We start from the raw sequence: 19223 nt of genomic DNA, 5'->3' as shown, positions 1-19223 counted from the left end.
GAAAAAGCGCTGGGAGAGGCCAGGCGGCGGCACCCTGGGGCGAGAGCATCACGCGCTGTCGTCAGAGGGTCGACGCTGGGAATCCGTTTCCGCGCTCCGGGGTGACCGCCTTGGCCGCGTTCCTGACCGCGTCCGCGACCGCGCCGGCCACCTTGTCGTTGAAGACGCTGGGCACGATGTAGTTCGGGTTCAGCTCGTCGTCGCCGACGACCGAGGCCAGCGCACGTGCGGCGGCCAGCATCATCTCGGTGTTGACGGTGCGGGACTGCGCGTCCAGCAGGCCGCGGAAGACGCCCGGGAAGACCAGCACGTTGTTGATCTGGTTCGGGAAGTCGCTGCGGCCGGTGGCCACCACGGCGGCCGTCTCGCGCGCCTCGGCCGGGTCCACCTCGGGGTCGGGGTTGGCCAGCGCGAAAACGATGGCGCCCTCGGCCATCCGGGCGATGTCCGCGCCTTGCAGCAGGTTCGGCGCGGAGACCCCGATGAACACGTCGGCGCCCACCACGGCGTCCTTGAGGGTGCCGGTGGCGCCCTCGGGGTTGGTGTTCTCGGCGATCCAGCGCAGCGCGGTCTCGGGGCCGGCGTCCTTCAGGTCGTCCCGCTCGGCGTGCACCACGCCGTGGATGTCGGCGACCACCGCGTGCTTCACCCCGGCCGCCAGCAGCAGCTTGAGGATCGCGGTGCCGGCCGCGCCCGCGCCCGACATGACCACCCGCAGGTCGCCGATCTGCTTGCCGACGCAGCGCAGCGCGTTGGTCAGCGCGGCGAGCACCACGATCGCGGTGCCGTGCTGGTCGTCGTGGAAGACCGGGATGTCCAGCGCCTCGCGCAGCCGCGCCTCGATCTCGAAGCAGCGCGGCGCGGAGATGTCCTCCAGGTTGATGCCCGCGAAGCCCGGCGCGATGGCCTTGACGATCGCGACGATCTCGTCGGTGTCCTGGGTGTCCAGGCACAGCGGCCACGCGTCGATCCCGGCGAACCGCTTGAACAGCGCCGCCTTGCCCTCCATCACCGGCAAGGCCGCCTTCGGCCCGATGTTGCCCAGCCCCAGCACCGCGGAGCCGTCGGTGACCACGGCGACCGAGTTGCGCTTGATGGTCAGCCGGCGGGCGTCCTCTGGGTTCTCGGCGATGGCCATGCAGACCCGCGCCACGCCGGGCGTGTAGACCATCGACAGGTCGTCACGGTTGCGGATGGGGTGCTTGGACTGCATCTCGATCTTGCCGCCGAGGTGCATCAGGAACGTACGGTCGGAGACCTTGCCGATGGTCACGCCGTCGATCGAGCGCAGCTTGCTGACGATCTCGGCGGCGTGGTCGGTGGAACTGGCCGCGATGGTGACGTCGATGCGCAGCTTCTCGTGGCCCGACGCGGTCACGTCCAGGCCGGTGACCGACCCGCCGGAGGACTCGACCGCGGTGGTGAGCCGGCCGACCGCGCCCCCGCTGGCGGGGACCTCCAGCCGTACCGTGATCGAGTACGAGACGCTTGGCGCCGTTGCCATGACTGCCTTCTTCCGGTTCCTGCCTGAGGGATTCTCGTGATGGTCGCACCTACCGGCGGGTACGCGTAAACCCGCCCACAGCAGTGGAATCGTACTTCCGCGATACGGGAGCGGGCCACGCGCGGGGTGCACAGCGGCGGAAGAACACGTGGCGGGCGGGTGACGGACGACCAATTCCGGCCTGCGGGAAGAGGTTCGCAGGAGGGTTTGTTAGCCTGGATACGGCACCGGCTCGATCCAAGCCCCCGGGCCCAACCTTAGGCGCTTCGAGCGCCCACTTGCCGCGAGGCGAGCATGGCGGGTCGGTGTCGCAAGCGTCATTCGGGCGCCCCCTTCGGCGAAGGGGGCGCCCGATGTGCGTCCAGCCGGCCCGACTCGGTCCGCGCGCCGCCCGGCCGGGTTCTGGTCCGCCGCCCGGCCGGGTTCCGGTCCGCCCGGGGCGCGCCGCGGCCGGGCTCAGTCCGCCCGCAACAGGTCCGGCACGCCTGCCGCGTCGGGCAGGTCCGCGGGCACCGCCAGCACCGTGAGCCGCTGCGTGGCCCGCGTCAGGGCGACATACAAGGTGCGCAGCCCCGCCGGGGACTCCTCCGCGATCTCCGCCGGCCCGACCACGACCGTCGCGTCGTACTCCAGCCCCTTGGCCTCCAGGCTGCCCAGCGCGACCACCCGGTCGCCGAGCCCTTCCAGCCAACGCCGGGCCTGCGCGCGGCGGTTCATCGCCACCACGACCCCGATGGTGCCGTCCACCTCGCCGAGCAGCCGCTGCGCGGCGGCCCGCACGTCGGCGCCCAGATCCTCGCCGGCCACGTCGTAGCGCGGCGCGATCCCGGTGGAGCGGACCGCGCGCGGCGACGGGCTGCCGGGCATCGCCAACGCCAGCACGGTGGAGGCGACTTCGGCGATCTCCGCGGGGTTGCGGTAGTTGACGGTGAGGGTGAACCGGCGGCGCGGACGGGTGCCCAGCGCCTCGTCACGCGCCCGGGCCGCCTCGTCGACGTCCGTCCACGAACTCTGCGCCGGGTCACCGACGATGGTCCAGGTGGCGGTGCGGCCGCGCCGGCCGACCATCCGCCACTGCATCGGCGTGAGGTCCTGCGCCTCGTCCACGATCACGTGCGCGTACTCGGTACGCTCCCGCGCCAGCCGCTCCGCCCGCTCCCTGCGGGTCTCGGCGCTCGCCTGCGGCATCAACTCCTCCAGCCCGGTGAGCTGGTCGAGCGGATCGACCTCGCGGCGCTTCTCCCGGGGCGGCGAGCCCAGCAGCGTGTCCAGCTCGTCCAGCAGCGCCACGTCGTGCACCGAGGTGCCGGCCCGCCGCAGCGACCTGGCCACCCGGCGCACCTCCGGCGGGCTGAGCACCCGGCGGGCCCAGCGGGACAGCCGCTTGTCGTCGGCGAGCGCGGCCAGCACCCGGACCGGTTCCAGCACCGGCCACCAGGCGTCCAGGAACTCCGTGAAGTCCGGCTCGGTGCTGATGTCCTCGTCGAAGCCCGCGCGCTCCTGCGCGGCGAGGTCCGGGTCGTCGAACCGGCGGCCGGTCTTGCGCCACAGCGCGTCCAGCAGCAGCCGCCTGGCGCGCGGGCGCAGCAGGTTGACCGGGGTGGTGCCGCCCAGCACCTGCTGGCGCACCGCGTTCAGCTCGTTCGCCTCCAGCTCCACCCGGCGGCCGAAGGCGACCACCCGCAGCCGCCCGCCCTGCGGGCTCGCGCCACCGCCCGCAGCGGTGTCCGGCGGCAGCTCCAGGCAGCCGCGGGCCGCGTTGCGCAGCACCTTCAGCATCCGCAGCGAACCCTTGATCCGGGCCACCGCCGGGTCGTCGTACAGCTCCGCCGTCACGCCGTCGACCAGCGAGCCGACCGCGCGGATCGCGACCTGGCCCTCCTCGCCGAGCGACGGCAGGACGCCCTCGGTGTACGCGACCAGCAGCGGGGTGGGGCTCACGCACAGGATGCCGCCGGAGTAGCGGCGGCGGTCCTGGTAGAGCAGGTACGCGGCCCGGTGCAGGGCCACCGCGGTCTTGCCGGTGCCGGGGCCGCCGGACACCTCGGTCACGGACGCGGCGGGGGCCCGGATCACCAGGTCCTGCTCGGCCTGGATGCTGGAGACGATGTCCCGCATGCTGTGCGTACGCGCCTGGCCGAGCGCCGCCATCAGCGCGCCGTCGCCGACCACCGGCAGCCCGGTGGTCAGCTCCGGGCGCAGCAGGTCGTCCTCGACGCCGAGCACCCGGCGGCCCTTGGAGCGGATCACCCGGCGGCGCACCACCCGGCCGGGCGCGACCGGCGTGGACCGGTAGAAGGGCGCGGCGGCCGGCGCCCGCCAGTCGATCACCAGCGGGGCGTACTCCGCGTCGAGCACGCCGATCCGGCCGATGTGCAGGGTCTCGGCGATGTCCGCGGCGCCGTCGGCGCGGATCGCGTCGTCGGCGGGCTCGATCGAGGTGTACGCCCCGTCCGCGCCCTTCTTGCCGTCCTTGCCGGGCAGCAGGTCGATCCGGCCGAAGAGGAAGTCCTCGAACTCGCTGTTGAGGCGGTTGAGGTGGATGCCCGCGCGGAAGACCTGCGCGTCGCGTTCGGCCAGCGCGCCGGGCGTGCCGACCTGCCCGCGCTTGGCGGCGTCGCTCATCAGGAACTCCGCCTCGTGGATCTTCTCCTCCAAGCGGCTGTACACCCGGTCCAGGTGCGCCTGCTCCGCGGCGATCTCCTGGTCCCGGACCCCCGGTGCTGCGGTCTGCGCGGCCACGCAGGACCCCCTTCTGCTGTGCGACGCCCCGTGCGCGTCCGTGCGTGGGGCAGCCTGCAACCGTACGCGACCTGCGCGCCCGTGCCCACCCGGGCGCGCGCCCGCGGCGGACCCGACGTGCGCCGGGCCCGCCGGCCGGCCCCGCCGCCGGGTCAGCCCTGGGTGCCGGCGAGGGTGGTGCGGCGGCGGTGCCGGGCGACCCGCTCCCGGTTCCCGCACACCTCGCTGCTGCACCATCGGCGGCGCCGGCCGCGCGAGGTGTCGAGGTAGACGCGGTGGCAGCGCTCGCCCTCGCAGCGGCGCAGCCGGTCCCGCGCGGCCGGGTCGGTGAGCAGGTCCACGGCGTCCCGGGCCACGACGGAGGCGAGGGATTCCCAGGTGGGAGGTGCGGCGAGCCGCCTCGACAGCGCGACGGCCGGCTCCGTCTCCTGCTGCGGCGGCTTCCGCGTCGCCGCGTTCGTCGCCGTGCTCGTCGCCGTGTTCGTCGCCGTACGGGGCTCGGTACGCGGCTCCGGTACGGCCGCGGGTGCGGGGGGCGCGGGGCGCGCGAACTGGTTGAGCGCGGCGATGTCGTCCGGGGTCGGCGCGTCGCCGTCCACCTCGCACGCCACCAGCCGCCGCAGCAGCGCGCGCAGCTCGTGGAAGTGGGGCAGCCACCCGCTCTCCACCGGTATCGCGGTGGCCGCGGGGACCAGGCCCGCGCCGTACAGCCACCGGCTCAGCTGCGCGGGGTCCCGCAGTTCGTCCGCGGTCTCCGCCTGCCCGTGCTCCTTCGTGGCCGCCAGATCCAGACACACCCGGCCCCCGTCAAACCGCATCCACCCGCACCTCCCACCCCAGGGTGCCCCTCCGGGGGTGGAGCCGCTACCCGTCCCGCCGCCACGGTTCCGACTCGTACCGGCCTTCCCCGGGTGGTGGGCCGGTCGCGCGGTTCCCCGCGCCCCTGGGTTTGTGCGGCCCGCTCCGCGGAAGGAGGCTCACCCCCAAGGGGCGCTGGGCTGCGGTCGGGGACGTGGCAGAACCGTGACGGGGGGACGCCGTATCCACCACCGGGGGGTGGTCCCGGGAGCGGCGGGAGGCATCAGCCCGGGGGGTCCAGCGCCAACCGATACCCCCGCTTCACCACGGTCTGCACCAACCGCGGCTCCCCGAGGGCGGTACGGAGCCGCGCCACCGCCGTCTCGACGGCGTGTTCGTCGCGCCCGGCCCCGGGCAGCACCCGCAGCAGCTCACCGCGGCCGACCACCCACCCCGGCCGGCGGGCCAGCGCCCGCAGCAGCGCCATCCCGGCCGGGGGCACCGGCCGAAGCAGGCCGTCGACGAGGACCGCGTGCCCGCGCACCTCGACGCGGTGCCCGGCCACCGGCAACGGGTGGACCCGCGCGGGCAGTTCACGCGCGAGCACCTGCACGAGCGGCAGGAGCCGGAACCGCTCGGGCCGCAGAGTCGGAACGTCCCGCTCGTGGAGCGGAAGGGCCGTCACCGGCCCCACGCACGCGGCCAGTACCTCCCCCCGGAACGCCCGCAGCAGATCGTCGAGCCGCCCGCGCTGCTCCGCCCGCTTCAGCAGCGAGGCGACCGCGGGCGCGGAGGTGAAGCTCACCGCGTCGACGCCGCCCGCGAACACCGCGTCGAGCAGCCGGTCGACCGGCCCCAGGTCCTCCGGCGGCATCCACCGGTAGACCGGCACCGCCACCACCCGCGCCCCGGCCGAGCGCAGCGCCTCGTCGAACCCGGCCGTCGGTTCGCCGTGCAACTGGACGGCGACGCACCGCCCTTCGACGCCCTCGGCCAGCAACTGCTCCAGCACCTCGGCCATCGACTCGGAGGCCGGGGACCACGCCTCGGCGAGCCCGGCCGCGCGGACCGCGCCGCGCACCTTCGGCCCGCGGGTGAACACCCGGGCCTCGGCGAGCCGCCGCAGCAGCGCCTCGCCGAGCCCCCACCCGTCGGCCGCCTCCAGCCAGCCGCGGAAGCCGATCGCGGTGGTGGCGACCACCACGTCCGGCGCGTCGTCCAGCAGCCGCTTGGTGGTCGCCAGCAGTTCCGTGTCGTCGGCGAGCGGCATGATCCGCAGGCTCGGCGCCCGCAGCACCACCGCGCCCCGCCGCTCCAGCAGCGTGGCCAGTTCGTCCGCACGACGGGCGGCGGTCACCCCGACGGTGAACCCGGCGAGCGGCGGCACCCCGCCGGCCGCCCCGTTCGGTTCGGAGTCCGCGTCCATCGCTGTCCCACCTCGCTGCTGTCCCCGGGAGGACCATCCTCCCCATCCAGGGTGACGCATGCGGTTCGCCCGGATTTCCCGGGTGTTACGCCCGTCGCCGCCCACCCCGCACCCGCTCCCCCGCCCACCACGTCCGGCCGCCACCGGTATACGACCCGGGCGGCCCGAAAACGAAAAAGCGACGCGGCCCGCTTCGCGGGCGACGTCGCTTCGTCGCGCAGTACTGGGGGGCGCGGGTGCCACAGCCCCCGCAGGCGCGGCGAAGCCGCGCAGAAAACGACGAAGGCGAGGCGGCCCACGCACTCCGCGGGCATACCTCACCTGCCGCCTTCGGGGGTGCGGGTGGCACAGCCCCCGCAGGCGCGGCGAAGCCGCGCAGAAAACGACGAAGGCGAGGCGGCCCGCGCATCCCGCGGGCATACCTCACCTGCCGCCTTCGGGGGTGCGGGTGGCACAGCCCCCGCAGGCGCGGCGAAGCCGCGCAGAAAACGACGAAGGCGAGGCGGCCCGCGCATTCCGCGGGCATACCTCGCCTGTCGCCTTCGTGGAGATGGCGGGAATCGAACCCGCGTCCTGTGGTGCGGAACCAGGGCTTCTCCGAGCGCAGTCCGCTGTGCTTTTCTCGGCCCCGGCAGTCACGCGGACAAGCTACCGACGGGCCCAGCCACTGTGAGATTTCCCGCCGTGCCCCGTGGCCGGGCTCGGCGGTTGAGTCCCCTTAATGATGCCAGGGTCCGGGTCGGGAACACCCCCGGGCTGACACTCCGCAGAGTCTTCGCTAGCTGCTAATTAGGCAGCGAGAGCGAAGGCGGAGGAATCGCGCTTGGAATTGGCGATTATTGGTTTCGGCATATGGTTAACGAGATCATTGCCGCTTCCTCGGCTCGCTTCCCCTGCTTCGACATCCCCAGTCGAAACCGATCATCCCCATGTGGTGTTTTCAAGGTGCACCGCCGGTCACCCGGCGGTTCGGTGCCGGTCCAGCTTCCGCTGGCCCCGCGTTCACCAGTGTAGTGGCAGAACGCGCCACGGGGCCAGCGCATTCCCACGGATCAGGCGCGCTGCCTGCGCCGTGCCGCGGAGACCGCACGGTCCGTCTCGCGCCGGTCCTGCTTCTCCCGCAGCGTCTGCCGCTTGTCGTACTCCTTCTTGCCCTTGGCGAGGGCGATCTCGACCTTCACCCGGCCGTCCTTGAAGTACAGCGCCAGCGGGATCACGGTGTGCCCGCTCTCCTGGGACTTCTGGTCGAGCTTGTCGATCTCCGCGCGGTGCAGCAGCATCTTCCGCTTGCGGCGTGCCGAGTGGTTCGTCCAGGTCCCCTGCGTGTACTCGGGGATGTGCACGTTGTAGAGGTACGCCTCGCCGCCCTCCAGCTGGGCGAAGCCGTCCACCAGTGACGCGCGGCCCATCCGCAGCGACTTCACCTCGGTGCCGGTGAGGACCAGCCCCGCCTCGTAGGTGTCGAGGATGAGGTAGTCGTGCCGCGCCTTCTTGTTCTGCGCGATGATCTTGCGACCCGTCTCTTTAGCCATAGCGGGGCCATTCTCCCACTAGGAGGGGGCACCGAGGCCAGCGAATACCTCGCGGCTCGCGGCGACCGGGTCCTGCCCGCCGGAGACGACCACGTCAGGGGTGATGCCCTTGCCGTCGACGGTACGGCCGTCCGGCAGCCGGTAGTGCCCGACGGTCAGCTCGGCGACCGAGCCGTCCGCGAGGGTGGTGGGCATCTGCACCGAGCCCTTGCCGAAGGTGCGCGAGCCGATCACGACCGCCCGGCCCCGGTCCTGGAGCGCGCCGGAGAGCATCTCGGCCGCGCTCATGGTGCCGCCGTCGACCAGCACCACCAGCGGCACCGCGGTGTCACCGCCGGCCGCCGCGTAGAGCGCCTGCTGCTGTCCGTGCACGTCGTACGTGGCGACCAGGCCGCCGTCGAGGAAGGCCGACGCGGTGGCGACCGCCTCGGTGACCAGGCCGCCGGAGTTGCCGCGCAGGTCGAGCAGGACGCCGTGGTCGGAGTCCTTGACCGCCGCCGCGACCTGCTCGCCGACCCCCTTGGTGAAGGCGTCGACCTTGATCACGGTCGGGCCGTCCTGCTGCCGGGTGACGGTGACCGCCTCGGTGGCGAGGGTCGCGCGGTGCACCGCGACCGTCCAGTCGCGCGCGCCGCGTTCCACGTCGAGGGTGACGGGGCTGCCCGGCACGTTGTCGCCGCGCAGGTCCGCGACGACCTCGGTGACGGGCAGGCCGGTACATCGGGTGTCGCCGATGGCGGCCAGCACGTCGCCGCCGCGCAGCCCGGCCCGGTCGGCGGGGCTGCCGGCCTGGACCTTGGCGACCTGGATGCGGCCGCCGTCGATCCGGCGCACGGAGACGCCGGTCCCGACGTACTGCCCGTTCAGCGCCTGCTGGAAGCCCGCGTACTCCTGGGCGGTGTAGAACGACGACCAGCGGTCGCCGCTGCGGCTGACCAGCTGCTGCGCGGCGTCGGAGCCCGGGGCGCCGGATTCGGGTTCCCGGCTGATGCGGCCGGTGTCCGCCGCCGGGTCCTTGCCCGCGCCCGCCGTGGCCGCCGGGGCGCCGCCGCCGTCGCGCCCGTCGTCGGTGCTTCCGCTGCCCGTCACGCCGCTGCCGGGGGAGCCGAAACCCTTGCCCGTGGCGCCGCCCGAGGGCGCGCCTGCGGCGGTCCGTGCGGCGCCGGCCGGGGCCGAGGCGACCTCGTGGCCGTTCCTGCGGCCCTGTGCGTCCACACCGGTGAGGCTGCTCGCCGCCGCGCCGGTGGCCAGCATCGCGCCGCACACCAATGTCAAGGTGGCCCCGCGGCGCCAGCGGCGGGGCGTCCCGAACAACGACGGGCCGGACATGGCCGGAAGTCTAGGGCAGAAACCGTACGCACACGGCAAGTTGCGGCTACACCCGACCGGGGGCCGCCGCAACCGCGAACGGCGGCGCCCCGGGACCGCGGGCCCGCGAACGGACCCGGCCCCGGGGCGCCGCCGCCCCGCCGTACGAACCTCCGGACGTCGGCCGCCCGGAGCGTCAGCCCCTCAGTTGCTCAGACCTTCAGATAGCGACGCAGTGCGATGAACGCCGCGAACGCCGGCATCACCACGCCGATCAGCAGCACCAGCGGGAGCACCTGCACCACCGGCCCCCAGCCGAGGAAGGACACCAAGGGGATCTTGTCCTGGAGTCTGAGGCCGGCGTCGATCAGGAAGTACCGTCCGCCGAGCAGCATCACGCACGCGAGTCCCGCGCCGACCAGCCCCGCGAAGGCGGCCTCCATGATGAACGGCATCTGGATGTAGAAGCTCGACGCGCCCACCAGCCGCATGATCCCGGTCTCCCGGCGCCGGGAGAACGCGGACACCCGTACGGTGTTGATGATCAGCAGCATCGCCACGGTGAGCATGAACGCCAGCACCACGTACGCGACCCGGGTCATGCCGTTGAGCAGGTCGAAGAGGTTCTGCAGCACCTTGCGCTGGTCCTCCACCGACTGCACGCCCTTGCGCCCGTTGAAGGCGCTCGCCACCACCTCGAACTTCGTCGGGTCCTTCAGCTTGACCTGGTAGCTCTGTTCCATCTGGTCCGGCGTGATGGAGTCGGCGAGCTGCTTGTTGGACTTGAACTGCTCCTTGTAGTGCTTGTACGCGCCCTCGGCCGTCTCGTAGTAGATCTTCTTGACGACCGGCAGCTTCTTCAGGTCGGCGAGGATCTGGGCCTTCTGGTCGTCGGTCACCGGACCGGCGGCGCAGTTGGGCGTGGTGGCCGCGTCGTTCTTGTTGCAGAGGTAGACGCTGACCTCGACCTTGTCGTACCAGTAGCCCTTCATCGCGTCGACCTGCTTGTTCACGAGCAGGGCACCGCCGGTGAGGGCGAGGGAGAGCGCCACGGAGATGACGACGGCAAGGGTCATCGTGAGGTTCCGGCGGAGACCGACGCCGATCTCCGACAGAACGAACTGGACACGCATGGGGGTCGGGGTTCCTTCCGGAGGGTTGGTGCGAGCGGGCCGGCCCAGTCAGTGCTGGTAGCCGTACACACCGCGCGACTGGTCGCGGACCAGTCGCCCCTTCTCGAGTTCGATGACGCGCTTGCGCATCTGGTCGACGATGTTCTGGTCGTGGGTGGCCATCACCACGGTGGTGCCGGTCCGGTTGATCCGGTCCAGCAGGCGCATGATGCCCACCGACGTCTGCGGGTCGAGGTTTCCGGTCGGCTCGTCGGCGATCAGCAGCATCGGGCGGTTGACGAAGGCGCGGGCGATCGCCACCCGCTGCTGCTCACCGCCGGACAGCTCGCCGGGCATCCGGTCGTCCTTGCCGGCCAGACCCACCAGGTCGAGCACTTCGGGCACGGTCTTGCGGATGGTGCCGCGCGGCTTGCCGATCACTTCGAGCGCGAACGCCACGTTCTCGGCCACGGTCTTGTTCGGCAGCAGCCGGAAGTCCTGGAAGACGGTGCCGAGTTGGCGCCGCATCTGCGGAACCTTCCAGTTCGACAGCCGGTTGAGGTCCTTGCCCAGGACGTGCACCATGCCGGTGTCCGTGCGCTCTTCGCGGAGGATGAGTCGCAGGAAGGTCGACTTCCCTGAGCCCGACGAGCCCACCAGGAAGACGAACTCCCCTTTCTCGATCTCCAGCGAGACATCCCGAAGTGCGGGACGGTTCTGCTTGGGGTAGGTCTTGGTGACGCTGTCGAAACGGATCACGTTGGCACCAGGGGTTGCGGGATCGGGGTTTGGGGTAGGGCCGGATAGGGGATGTGGGGGCGACACTACGCGACCCGGCGAGGCGCGCGCAGTCGCGGTGAGCGGTTGGTGGCCCGGACCACAGGGCACACTCGGACAAACCCGTCATCGCCCCCTTCCGCACCGCGATCCCGCCGCCGCGCGACCCTTCCGCGGGCCGCCGTTTCCGGGCCCGCGATGACGCCCTCGGGGCGCCCTTCCGGGCGGAACCTGGCACAGTAGAGAGTGTGCACGTTGTCAGGACACCGCGGCACAAATGGAAGCCACGGGGCGGGCACGGAGTAGACGCGTCGAGCCCAGGGAACGATTTCATGACCGGGGGCGTTCACCGGACGGAAAAGGAGAGCGCGATGACGTTCGACCGACTGGTGTGTGCCAACTGCGCCGGCCCCGTGAGCGAGGGCCGCTGTCCGGTCTGCCGCGCGAACCGCGCGCGCATGGAACAGCAGGGCGGCTGGTCGACGATATCCCCCGCCACCTTGATAGCACTCCTGGTGGCGCTTCTGGCAGTGGTGATCGTCGTGGAGCACGCCACCGCGTGACACGCGCCCGCACAGCGGGCACACCGATACGGACAGACAGACACCGGCGGGCCCGGGGCGCTGAGCGCCCCGGGCCCGCCTGTTCGTGCTGCTGCGACCGTCAGGCCGCGGCGCCGTCGCCGCCGCCGCGGTTGATCAGGCGCGGGGTCAGCCGGAAGCCGACACCGCCCGCGATCAGGGTCGCGGCACCGATGATCATGAAGGTGGTGCCGCTGGAGCCGGTCTCGGCGAGCTGCGAGGTGGTCTTGCCCTGCTGGACCTGCTGGTTGTCGGTGCTGGCGTTGTTGCCGCAGTCGACGCTGTCGCCGGTCAGGGTGCAGGTGTTGTCGTTGCCGCCCGAGGTGGACGAGCCACCGCCGGAGGTGGACGAACCGCCGCTGCTGGAGCTGCCCCCGGTGCTGGAGGAGCCACCGGAGTTGCCGCCACCGGTCGAGCCGGTACCGCCGGTGTTGCCACCGGTGTTGCCGCCCGAGGTGGTGGTGTCGCCGCCGGTCGTGGTGTCCCCACCCGACGTGGTGTCCCCACCGGACGTGGTGTCGCCACCCGAAGTGGTCGTGTCACCACCGGACGTGGTCGTGTCGCCACCCGACGTGGTGTCCCCACCGGAGGTGGTGTCGCCACCGGACGTGGTGTCCCCGCCCGAGGTGGTGTCACCCCCGATCGTGGTCGTGTCGCCGCCCGAGGTGGTGTCCCCACCCGACGTGGTGTCGCCGCCCGACGTGGTGTCCCCACCCGAGGTGGTGTCGCCGCCGGACGTGGTGTCGCCACCCGAAGTGGTCGTGTCACCACCGGTGGTGCCACCGTTGGTCACCCCACTGGTGATGCCACCGTTGGTCACACCGCTGGTGATGCCACCGATGAGATCCAGCGAGCTGGCCGGCTTCACGCTCGGGGTGCTGCTGGGCTGGGAGGCCGCCTGGGCCGCGCCCACGGCCGTCAGGGAGGCGCCGGCCGCGATCACGGCCGCTGCGGCTATGCGAGTGACGCGCAGCCGTGTGTTGCGCTTGGTCATGTCTCAAGTACCCCCATCAGATGTCTGCTTAGGGATGCGCAGCCATGCGGAGTGCGGTGCCACTGGGGCCCGGATGCGCCCGCCCCCAAACGCTCACACCTCATAAACATGCGCATGCCGCGCAACACCCTTGCGACTTTGCCCAGCACCGTCAAGGTCGTTACGCACACCTTGGGCGAATTGCCCGCCTGTGCCCGTCAGTTCCGTACAGCACTGTGACACGGGAGACGCAACTGCCGTTGCCCGCAAGCCGTTACGCGTCGGCCTTCTCGCGGGACTTGCGCCAGCGGATGCCCGCCTCGATGAACCCGTCGATGTCGCCGTCGAGAACGCCCTGCGGGTTGCCGACCTCGTGCTCGGTGCGCAGGTCCTTCACCATCTGGTACGGGTGCAGGACGTACGAACGCATCTGGTTGCCCCAGGAGTTGCCGCCGTCGCTCTTGCCGAGCGAGTCCATCAGGGCCTGCTCCTCCTGGCGGCGGCGTTCGAGCAGCTTGGCCTGGAGGACGTTCATCGCGCTCGCCTTGTTCTGGATCTGCGAGCGCTCGTTCTGGCAGGAGACCACGATGCCGGTCGGCAGGTGGGTGATGCGGACCGCGGAGTCCGTGGTGTTGACGCCCTGGCCGCCGGGGCCGGACGCGCGGTAGACGTCGACGCGCAGTTCGGACTCGTCGATCTCGACGTGGTCGGACTGCTCGACGACGGGCAGCACCTCGACGCCGGCGAAGGAGGTCTGCCGGCGGCCCTGGTTGTCGAAGGGCGAGATGCGGACCATGCGGTGGGTGCCCTGCTCGACGGAGAGGGTGCCGTAGGCGTACGGGACCTTGACGGTGAAGGTGGTCGACTTGATGCCGGCCTCCTCCGCGTACGACGTCTCGTAGACCTCGGTGGGGTAGCCGTGCCGCTCGGCCCAGCGCAGGTACATCCGCTGGAGCTGCTCGGCGAAGTCGGCCGCGTCGACACCGCCGGCCTCGGCGCGGATGTTGACCAGCGCCTCACGGGCGTCGTACTCGCCGGAGAGCAGGGTGCGGACCTCCATCTCGTCCAGCGCCTTGCGGACCTGCTCCATCTCGGACTCGGCCTCGGTGCGGGTGTCGGCGTCGTCCTCGGCCTCGGCGAGTTCGAAGAGCACCGCGAGGTCGTCGATCCGGCCGCGCAACGTCTCGACCTTGCGCAGCTCCGCCTGGAGGTGCGAGAGCCGGCTGGTGACCTTCTGCGCGTTCTCCGGGTCGTCCCAGAGCGAGGGCACCGCGGCCTGCTCCTCGAGCGCGGCGATGTCCCCCCGCATCCGGTCGAGGTCGAGCACGGCCTCGATCGACCCCATGGTGGAGGAGAGAGACTTCAGTTCTTCGGAAACGTCGACGATCGCCACGGGGTCCAGCCTACCGGCTGGTCGGGTGATGGGCGGTTTTCGGTCGCGGGGCGGTCATGCGGCGGCCGTCGCGCGGGACAGCCGGCCCTGGGCGGTCACCACGTAGAGGTCGAGCGTGTGGGCGGAGGCGCTCGCGCCGATCGGTCCGGAGGCGCCGTGCGGCAGCAGCAGATCACCGGCCGGCTCGGCGCCGCTCGCGCTCGCGGCGTTCGCCGCGTCGATCATGGCGGCGGCGGCGAACACGTAGAGGTGGCCGCCGGTGGCCAGCGCGTCCGGGCGCACGTCGCCCGTGAGGTGGGCGAGCACCTTGGCGGGCCGCCACGCGCCGTCGGAGAACGACAGCCGGAGCACCGCGCCGTCCGCCTTGCGTACGACGAACGCGTCCAGGGTGCCGCGGGCGGAGGAGACCAGCGCGGGCGCGTACGTGATCCGGCCGGCCGTCGGGACCAGCGCCCAGGCGTTCCAGCGGCCGTCGACCAGGGAGGCGGTGACGAGGTCGCCGCCGACCCGCCCGACCAGGTCGATCCGGCCGGGCGCGGAGGAGGCGGCCGCGGGCGCCGCGTCGAAGTGGGTGCGCTCGTCGACCTGGAGCCAGGGCTTCCAGTAGCCGCCGGTCAGGGTCCGGCGGTAGAGCAGGCCGTCGGTGCCGAGGGCGAACAGGTCGATCGACCCGGGCCCGGCGGACACCACGGCCGGGTCGGCGTCGACGCTTATACCGGTGAGCCTGTGCCAGGCGCCGTAGCCCGAGCCGTCCCGGACCACGTACCAGACGTTCTTGTCGGTGCCGCGGGCGAAGACGTACGTGTCGCCGCCGACGACGAGCGTGCGCGGGCCGCCGGTGAGCCGCACCCCGGCGGCGGGCGCGTCGCGGAAGGCGGACCACTTCGGCAGGTCGACCGGGGCGCCGGTGCGGCCCTGCGGGGAGTCGGCGCCCCCGGTGGGGGCGGCCGGGGTGCCGTGGCCGGCGTTGGCGCCGTGGGCCGTGTCGGAGCCGGAGCCTGAGTCGGTCGAGGGGCCCTTGTCGTCGCGGGATGTGCCGCCTGGGCCCGGGTGGCCGCCGTGGTCGGGGGAGCCGGCCGAGGCGATGCCCCAGCCGCCGAGCCCGGCGACGGCGAGCGCGGCCGCGGCTGCTGCCGCGAGCTTGATCCGCCGCTGGCGTACGGCGTCGGAGACCGAGCGGTGCCGGGGGCTGGCCGGGCGGTCGGCCGCGGAGGCGCGACCGCGTCCCGCGCCGCTCCCGCCGCCGCCTCCCGCGCTGCCGGCCGGACCCGTCGCGGCGCCCGCGCCGTCGGCCTGGCCGGCCCGGCCCGGGCGCCCGGAGCGTGCGGCCTCGGCTCCGAAGCCCGCCAGTTCCTCGGCGGTCGGCAGCTTGATGCTGGTGTGGGTGTCGCGGCTGGAGTCCGGGGCGGCCCCGCGCACCAGCGGCACGGCGCCGCGCCTGCGGTCCCGCGCCGGGCGGCCCCCGGGGTCGTCGCCGGGCCGGCCCAGGCCCTGGTCGGGGTCGGCGCCGAAGCCGGCGCCGCCCACCGGCTCGTCCGCGTCGTCGTACACCCCGCCGGCCCGCTCCGGCTCGCCCTCCGCTCCGGGCGCGGCCACGTCCAGCGCCGGCAGCCCGGCCAGGTCCGGCAGCAACTCCCGCAGCCGCGCGCCCAGTTCGCTCGCCTTCAGCCGGGACGCGGGCGCCTTGGCCAGGCACTGCGCGAGGATCTGCCACAGCTCCTCGGGCACTCCGGGCAGCGGCTGCACGGTCTCGGTGACGTGCCGGCGCAGTACGGCGCCGGGGTGGCCGCCGCCGAACGGCGTGAAGCCGGCCAGCAGTTCGTAGAGCACGGTGGCCAGGGCGTAGATGTCGACGGACGCGCGCGGCGGCAGGCCCTCGATGATCTCGGGGGCGAGGTAGTCGGGGGTGCCGATGATCCGGGTCGCGCGGGTGCGGCGCGGGGTGTCCACGAGGCGGGCGATGCCGAAGTCGGTGAGCAGCGCGGGCGGCGCGCCGCCGGGGCCGGGGACCGCGGCCGAGTCGAGCAGCACGTTCTCGGGCTTGACGTCCCGGTGCACGACACCGCCCGCGTGGGCGGCGGCCAGGCCGTCGGCGACGTCGGAGGCGATCGCGACGGCCGCCTCGGGCAGCAGGCGGCGCTCGCGCTCCAGCCGGGAGCGCAGATCGGTGCCGCGCACCAGCTCCATCACCAGGGCGAGGTCGGTGCCGTCGACCACGAGGTCGCGGATGCCGACGATGTGCGGGTCGTCCAGCGACAGCAGCGCGGTGCGCTCCTGCACGAACCGGCCCACCAGGTCCTGGTCGGAGGCGAGGTCCTCGCGCAGCAGCTTGATGGCGACCGGGCCTTCGGGTCCCTCGCCGAGCCACACGGTGCCCGCCGAACCGCGCCCCAGCACCTGGTGGGCGGTGTACCGGCTGCCGATCTTCCTGGCCAAGGCTGCTCCGACTCCTCCGACGGTCCGCCGCGTTGCCGAGTGTCGGGGGCGTCGGGTGGGACCGGGACGCCGTGGGGCACCGCGTGATGGCTCGTGTTGGCGACAAAGCTACGCGGCTCGACGGCTGTTCGGGACGCCCCCGGCCGGTGAGGAGGCGTTCTGCCGGAGAAATCACCCTCTGGAAGTCGACAAATCCCCAACCCAGGAGGCGAATCGGGTGGATGCGGGCCGTCCCGAGGGCGCGGCGGGGCATCCTCGGGACGGGCAAGGCCGGGCCGGGACGGGCAGGGTGAGGCCGGGTCAGGCCGAGCCGAGCCGGGACGGGTGCGGCGCGACGGGCTGCGGCGCGACGGGGTGCGGCGCGACGGGGTGCGGCGGGCTTCCGGAACGGTCAGGGTCAGTTGCTGCCGGAGCCGCCACCGGAGTCGCCGGTGATCGCGGAGATCTTGTCCCACGCGGTGTTGACCCAACTCGACGTCGCGTCCCACAGGTTGCGGGTGCTGTTCACCCAGTCGGGCAGCGGCGTGGTGTACCAGACCACGACGAAGATGACCACGAGCACGAGGATCACCATCAGGCAGCCCTTCAGGCAGCCCAGGCCCGGGATCTTCATCGGGTTCGCGCTGCGCCGCGGCTCGCGCGGCTCGTGCCCCCGCGCGGGCGCCGCGGGCGCGGGCGGGCGCTGCGGTTCGTACCGCTGGGGCTCGTAGTTCTGCGGCGGCGGCTGGTAGCGCTGCTGCTGAGGCTGGGGCCGCTGCTGCTGGGGCTGCTGCTGCGGGTAGCCGTACGGACCGGCCTGTCCCGGGTTGCCCTGCTGGGGGTACGGCCGGGCGCCGTACTGCTGCGGGGGTTGCGACTGCTGCGGGGGCTGCTGCTGCGCCCTGCGCACCGGGCGGCGGTAGAGCGGGTCCATCTCCGGCGGGACCTGGCGGACCTCGGTCTGCTCGTTGCGGTGGCGGGCGGCGCTGAGCTGGGACTCCCACGGGTGCGGGCCCTGGGCCTGCGGCGGGCCCTGCGCCTCGGAGGCGGGCAGGACACGGGTGCCGTCGGCGGCGCCGGCCGCACCCGCGGCGTCAGCGGCGTTCGCGGCATCGGCGGCGTCCACGGCCCCGCGGTAGCGGTCCGAGTCGAGCACTCCGGTCGTCGCGTTCGGGTCGTACGCCGAGCTGCCGGCCGGCAGCACCTGGGTGGGTTCGGCGTCGCCGAAGGCTCCGGCGGCCCCGGGGTCACCGGTGCCCGGCACCAGCGCCGGGTCGGCCTCGGGGCCGAGCAGCGCGCCTACGCCGAGTGCCGCCTCGGCCTGCGCCGGGCTGGCGTGCACCCCCACGCCCGCGGCGACCACCCGCAGCGCCCGCGCCAGGTTCTCCGCGCTGGGCCGCTGGTTGGGGTTCTTGCGCAGGCAGCGCTCGATCACGGTCCACAGCGGCTCCGGCACGTTGCCGGGGCGCTCGGCCTGGTCGGTCATGTGGGCGTGCAGCACCTCCAGCGCGGAGTCGCCGCGGAAGGGCGCACGCCCGGTGACCAGCTCGTACATCAGTACGCCGGCGCCGTACACGTCGACCGCCGAGGTCTGCGGGCGGCCCTGCGCGGACTCCGGGGCGACGTAGGCCGGGGTGCCCACGAACTCCTGGGTGCGGGTCACCCCCGGGGAGTCGGCCAGCCGGGCGATGCCGAAGTCGGTCAGCATCGGGTGCATCCGCTCGGCGCCGTCCTCGCCGGTGGTGGTGGCGAGCAGCACGTTGGCGGGCTTGAGGTCGCGGTGCACGATGCCGTCGGCGTGGCTGGCGGCGAGCGCGTCCGCGACGGTGGCGGTCAGCAGGGCGGTGCCGATCGGGCTGAACGGGCCGTTCTCCCGCAGGTAGCGGTGCAGGTCGGGGCCGTCGATCAGGTCCATGACCAGTGCGAGCAGGTCGCCCTCGACCACGAGGTCGCGGACCCGGACGATGTGCGGGTGCCGCAGCCGCAGCAGGGCGGAGCGCTCGCGCAGGAAGCGCATCACCACGTCCGGGTCGCCGGCCAGTTCCTCCTTGAGCACCTTGACCGCGACCAGGGTGCCCTCGTCCTCGCGCACGCGGGCACGCCAGACGGTCCCGGTGGCGCCGCGTCCGAGCGGTTCCTCCAGAAGGTATTTGCTGCCTACCGGCCGCACGTCATGCGCTCCCTGCTGCGTGATGGTCTTTCCCGGTCCGGCCCAGCGTAGAGCCTGCCGCCGCCGGGTGCCGGATTCCCAGGTAGACGCTGCGCCGCGCCCCAACGGTTGCGCCCCCCGCTGTGGCTCACCACCGCGGAAAACGCTCACCCCTTAGGGGCGCGGGGAACTGCGCGACCAGCCACTCACCGGCCGATGGTCCGGCGCACCCACCGCAGGGGGCAGGGCCTGCGGCCCCAGCACGCCACAGCAAGCCGCGCCGTACCCCGAGCCCCCCGCTGTGGCTCACCATCGCGGAAAACGCTCACCCCCCCAGGGGCGCGGGGAACTGCGCGACCAGCCACCCACCGGCCGATGGTCCGGCCCACCCACCGCAGGGGGCAGGGCCTGCGGCCCCCGGCCGCACCAACCGCACCCCCGGGGAGCCAAGATCGTCGGGGCGGGGGCGAACTGTCACCGAGGGGTGGGAGGATGCAGGGGTCAAGTCACCGC

General features: G+C 73.2%; 12 protein-coding genes, 1 other RNA gene and 1 pseudogene. 1 reads left to right on the top strand and 13 read right to left on the bottom strand.

Annotated elements, in window-relative coordinates; genetic code table 11:
- Positions 1-61: 61 nt before the first annotated feature.
- The 9 genes from OG896_RS25500 to ftsE form a co-directional block, all read right to left on the bottom strand.
- Positions 62-1504, bottom strand: coding sequence for an NAD-dependent malic enzyme (locus OG896_RS25500; RefSeq protein WP_328464608.1), 1443 nt, complete (start codon positions 1502-1504; stop codon positions 62-64).
- 456 nt (positions 1505-1960) lie between these two features.
- A complete protein-coding gene (locus OG896_RS25495; RefSeq protein WP_329369055.1) occupies positions 1961-4246 on the bottom strand; it encodes a HelD family protein in 2286 nt (761 codons plus the stop codon).
- A 152-nt stretch (positions 4247-4398) separates the two neighbouring features.
- Positions 4399-5064 (bottom strand): CGNR zinc finger domain-containing protein, encoded by a 666-nt coding sequence (locus OG896_RS25490; protein ID WP_329369053.1) that lies wholly within the window; start codon positions 5062-5064, stop codon positions 4399-4401.
- Between the two features lie 263 nt (positions 5065-5327).
- A complete protein-coding gene (locus OG896_RS25485; RefSeq protein ID WP_329369051.1) occupies positions 5328-6470 on the bottom strand; it encodes a uroporphyrinogen-III synthase in 1143 nt (380 codons plus the stop codon).
- Positions 6471-7012: 542 nt separating this feature from the next.
- Positions 7013-7399: a transfer-messenger RNA gene (gene ssrA / locus OG896_RS25480) on the bottom strand.
- A 123-nt stretch (positions 7400-7522) separates the two neighbouring features.
- Entirely contained in the window at positions 7523-8002 is a 480-nt protein-coding gene (gene smpB / locus OG896_RS25475; protein ID WP_329369049.1) for an SsrA-binding protein SmpB, read from the bottom strand.
- Between the two features lie 18 nt (positions 8003-8020).
- Complete coding sequence (locus OG896_RS25470) at positions 8021-9331, bottom strand: S41 family peptidase (RefSeq protein WP_329369047.1); 1311 nt, start codon at positions 9329-9331, stop codon at positions 8021-8023.
- A 191-nt stretch (positions 9332-9522) separates the two neighbouring features.
- A complete protein-coding gene (ftsX, locus tag OG896_RS25465; protein WP_328464620.1) occupies positions 9523-10443 on the bottom strand; it encodes a permease-like cell division protein FtsX in 921 nt (306 codons plus the stop codon).
- Between the two features lie 48 nt (positions 10444-10491).
- A complete protein-coding gene (gene ftsE, locus OG896_RS25460; protein WP_037907191.1) occupies positions 10492-11181 on the bottom strand; it encodes a cell division ATP-binding protein FtsE in 690 nt (229 codons plus the stop codon).
- A 389-nt stretch (positions 11182-11570) separates the two neighbouring features.
- Here ftsE and OG896_RS25455 point away from each other — a divergent pair, with 389 nt between their 5' ends.
- Positions 11571-11762, top strand: coding sequence for a hypothetical protein (locus OG896_RS25455; protein ID WP_328464624.1), 192 nt, complete (start codon positions 11571-11573; stop codon positions 11760-11762).
- Between the two features lie 100 nt (positions 11763-11862).
- Here the strand turns inward: OG896_RS25455 and OG896_RS25450 are convergent, their stop codons facing one another.
- The 4 genes and pseudogenes from OG896_RS25450 to OG896_RS25435 form a co-directional block, all read right to left on the bottom strand.
- Positions 11863-12774, bottom strand: coding sequence for a hypothetical protein (locus OG896_RS25450; RefSeq protein WP_329369041.1), 912 nt, complete (start codon positions 12772-12774; stop codon positions 11863-11865).
- Positions 12775-13027: 253 nt separating this feature from the next.
- Positions 13028-14146 (bottom strand): peptide chain release factor 2, encoded by a 1119-nt coding sequence (gene prfB, locus OG896_RS25445; protein ID WP_329369039.1) that lies wholly within the window; start codon positions 14144-14146, stop codon positions 13028-13030.
- A 1110-nt stretch (positions 14147-15256) separates the two neighbouring features.
- Positions 15257-16582, bottom strand: a pseudogene (locus OG896_RS25440) (serine/threonine-protein kinase); the annotation flags it as partial.
- A gap of 397 nt (positions 16583-16979) precedes the next feature.
- Complete coding sequence (locus OG896_RS25435) at positions 16980-18731, bottom strand: serine/threonine-protein kinase (RefSeq protein WP_329369037.1); 1752 nt, start codon at positions 18729-18731, stop codon at positions 16980-16982.
- Positions 18732-19223: the final 492 nt, after the last annotated feature.

It is taken from the genome of Streptomyces sp. NBC_00669 (assembly GCF_036226785.1).
Lineage (GTDB): Bacteria > Actinomycetota > Actinomycetes > Streptomycetales > Streptomycetaceae > Actinacidiphila.
Note: the sequence above shows the minus strand (reverse complement) of the source record. Positions and strands in the feature narration are given on the sequence as shown.

Coding starts and splice junctions, on each gene's coding strand:
- ftsX (WP_328464620.1), bottom strand. CDS start 10,443: ATGCGTGTCCAGTTCGTTCTGTCGGAGATCGGCGTCGGTCTCCGCCGG.
- OG896_RS25490 (WP_329369053.1), bottom strand. CDS start 5,064: ATGCGGTTTGACGGGGGCCGGGTGTGTCTGGATCTGGCGGCCACGAAG.
- OG896_RS25470 (WP_329369047.1), bottom strand. CDS start 9,331: ATGTCCGGCCCGTCGTTGTTCGGGACGCCCCGCCGCTGGCGCCGCGGG.
- OG896_RS25455 (WP_328464624.1), top strand. CDS start 11,571: ATGACGTTCGACCGACTGGTGTGTGCCAACTGCGCCGGCCCCGTGAGC.
- OG896_RS25500 (WP_328464608.1), bottom strand. CDS start 1,504: ATGGCAACGGCGCCAAGCGTCTCGTACTCGATCACGGTACGGCTGGAG.
- OG896_RS25450 (WP_329369041.1), bottom strand. CDS start 12,774: ATGACCAAGCGCAACACACGGCTGCGCGTCACTCGCATAGCCGCAGCG.
- OG896_RS25485 (WP_329369051.1), bottom strand. CDS start 6,470: ATGGACGCGGACTCCGAACCGAACGGGGCGGCCGGCGGGGTGCCGCCG.
- smpB (WP_329369049.1), bottom strand. CDS start 8,002: ATGGCTAAAGAGACGGGTCGCAAGATCATCGCGCAGAACAAGAAGGCG.